This is a genomic window from Flavobacterium sp., from assembly GCF_043773265.1.
Lineage (GTDB): Bacteria > Bacteroidota > Bacteroidia > Flavobacteriales > Flavobacteriaceae > Flavobacterium.
In genome coordinates, this window is sequence record NZ_JAYVFH010000301.1 from 1 (window position 1) to 2,503 (window position 2,503).

Below are 2,503 nucleotides of genomic sequence, written 5' to 3' on the forward strand. Positions count from 1 at the left end.
GCCAAGCAGTTACGACTAGCAATTTGTAAAAACAACTCTAACAAAGCAATCGGATTAATAGATTTATTTGACTTTGATGCAAGAAACAATCGTGCAGGAATAGGAATTGTAATTCACAACGAAACCAATAGAAATACCGGAATAGGCAAGGAGTCATTGCAATTATTAATAAATTATAGTTTTAATAAATTACAATTACGTCAACTTTTTGCAAATATTGGAACCAATAACGAGGCAAGTTTAAAGCTTTTTACTACATTTGGTTTTGAAAAAATAGGCATAAAAAAAGATTGGAATTTAATAGACAATAAATACCAAGACGAAGCCATTTTTCAGTTAATCAATCATCAACATTAAATTATTTTTACCTTGAATAAGAAAATAAAACTCCTATTAGGCATTGGATTTGCACTTTTTTTAATTGCATCAACTGTTATTTATTTTAAGTTTTTTGCCAGTAACACCAATTTAAATAAAGAAGAAGTTTATGTAACCATTCCAACCAATTCTAATTATGAAGAGGCAAAAAAAATAATCTCGCCATTTATAGAAAATATTGGCGAATTTGAGTTAATGGCATCGCTTCGCAAGTATGATAAAAACGTAAAATCTGGAAGATTTTTAATAAAAAAAGGAATGGGAAATTTTGCTCTTGTAGCAACTTTAAGAAAAAATGTTCCAGTAAATTTAGCATTTAACAATCAAGAACGATTGCAAAATCTTTGTGCAAGAGTAAGTTCTCAAATAGAACCAGATACAACTAAATTAATTGCAGCTTTTACTGATGCTACATTTTTAAAAGAAAATCAGTTCAATAAAGACAATGTGTTTTCTATATTTATTCCAAATTCCTATGAATTTTATTGGAATGTTTCTGCAGAGAAATTTAGAGATAAAATGCTTTCAGAATACAAGAAATTCTGGACAAAAGAACGATTAATAAAAGCCAAACAATTAAATATGACACCAGTTGAGGTAATTACTTTGGCATCAATTGTTCATAAAGAAACTGTAAAAGCAGACGAACGTCCAAAAGTTGCAAAGGTTTATCTTAACAGATTAGAACAAGGAATGCCATTACAGGCAGATCCAACAGTTATATATTCTTTAAAATTGCGCGACAATAATTTTGACCAAGTTATAAAACGAGTTTTGTATGATGATTTATTAATTGCTTCGCCATACAATACGTATGTAAATATTGGTTTGCCTCCAGGACCAATTGCAATGCCAGATATTTCTGCAATAGACGCTGTTTTATCTCCAGACAATAATGATTATATTTATTTCTGCGCAAGCATAGAACGTTTTGGTTATCATGAGTTTGCTTCAACTTATGCACAACATCAATTAAATGCAGCAAAATATAGTAAGTGGTTGAATGAGCAAGGAACTAAAAGGTAAAAACTATTTTTATTTTACATTTAAAATAGTTTTATATTTGTTTAAATAAATTTCAAATGTTATGAGTACAATTGAATTAAAAAAAGAACTTCATCAAATTATAGATAATAGTGATGCCAATTTTGTTAAGAATTTTTACAAAATAGCTAAAGAGTATATACAAAAATCTGAAAACTCTAAAATGATTGAAGAATCTGAAAAGGATATTAAAGAAGGCAATATTCACAGTTTATCAGATGTGAAAGCGATGGTTAAAAATTGGAAATAGTTATTAAACCAACTTTTTTAACTTCTAGAGCAGTTAAAGATTTAAAAAAAACTTATAAATTTAACTCACAACTATATAACGTAGCTTTAGCTTCACAAATCATTAACTCAATTCTAACTACTATTGAAATTTTAGAAAATCCAGTTTATGATTTTACTAAAATTGGAAGTGTTGATGAAGAATTTACTCATTTAAAGCGAAGTTATAGAAAACTAATTGAAGGTCATTATAAGATAACTTATAGAGAAGGAACTAATAAAATTTACGTTAATAGAATTTTCGATACAAGACAAAATCCAAATAAGAACAAATAACTATTCAATAAAATGTCTAAATATTTTAAAGTATTGTTTTTGTTTACAATTTTAAATCCAATCTCAGGATTTTCACAATCAGCATTAAATTCTTTTTTAAAACCATCAGATACTTTAAATAAACCAAGAGTAAAAATCATTGTAATTTCTGAAACTGTAATTGGAGCAACTGCATTAATTGGTCTAAACCAACTTTGGTATGCAGATTATCCAAAATCCAATTTTCAAACAATAAATGACAACAGTCAATGGTTGCAAATGGATAAAATGGGACACATTTTTTCATCGTATCATTTAGGAAGTTTTGGAACAAATGCTTTAAAATGGTCTGGAGCAAATAAAAAAAGTCAGTTACTTTATGGTGCAACTTTAGGATTTGCATTTTTAACAACCGTAGAAATTTTTGACGGATTTTCATCAGAATGGGGATTTTCTCTTGGCGATGTAGCTGCAAATGCTGGCGGAACAGCATTATTCGTCTCACAAGAATTACTTTGGAACGAACAAAGAGTTGTAC

5 protein-coding genes are annotated in these 2,503 nt (G+C 28.4%); all 5 read left to right on the plus strand.

Annotation, left to right across the window (positions count from 1 at the left end):
* On the plus strand, positions 1–357 hold a 357-nt coding region (locus ACH2BO_RS15555; protein WP_395045646.1), incomplete at its 5' end, for a GNAT family N-acetyltransferase.
* Between the two features lie 12 nt (positions 358–369).
* A complete protein-coding gene (gene mltG / locus ACH2BO_RS15560; protein WP_395045647.1) occupies positions 370–1,404 on the plus strand; it encodes an endolytic transglycosylase MltG in 1,035 nt (344 codons plus the stop codon).
* Between the two features lie 61 nt (positions 1,405–1,465).
* Positions 1,466–1,672: a hypothetical protein gene (locus ACH2BO_RS15565; RefSeq protein WP_395045648.1), complete on the plus strand. Its 207-nt coding sequence runs from the start codon at positions 1,466–1,468 to the stop codon at positions 1,670–1,672.
* The gene (locus ACH2BO_RS15570) at positions 1,663–1,986 is read left to right on the plus strand and encodes a type II toxin-antitoxin system RelE/ParE family toxin (protein ID WP_395045649.1); all 324 of its coding nucleotides are present in this window, start codon (positions 1,663–1,665) and stop codon (positions 1,984–1,986) included. Before ACH2BO_RS15565 ends, ACH2BO_RS15570 begins: the two co-directional genes overlap by 10 nt.
* A 12-nt stretch (positions 1,987–1,998) precedes the next feature.
* Positions 1,999–2,503, plus strand: a 505-nt coding sequence (locus tag ACH2BO_RS15575; RefSeq protein WP_395045650.1) for a DUF2279 domain-containing protein, incomplete at its 3' end; no start/stop codon positions are given.

Bases quoted from the DNA above. Each gene is read 5' to 3' on its own strand.
- ACH2BO_RS15565 (WP_395045648.1), top strand. From the start codon at position 1,466: ATGAGTACAATTGAATTAAAAAAAGAACTTCATCAAATTATAGATAAT.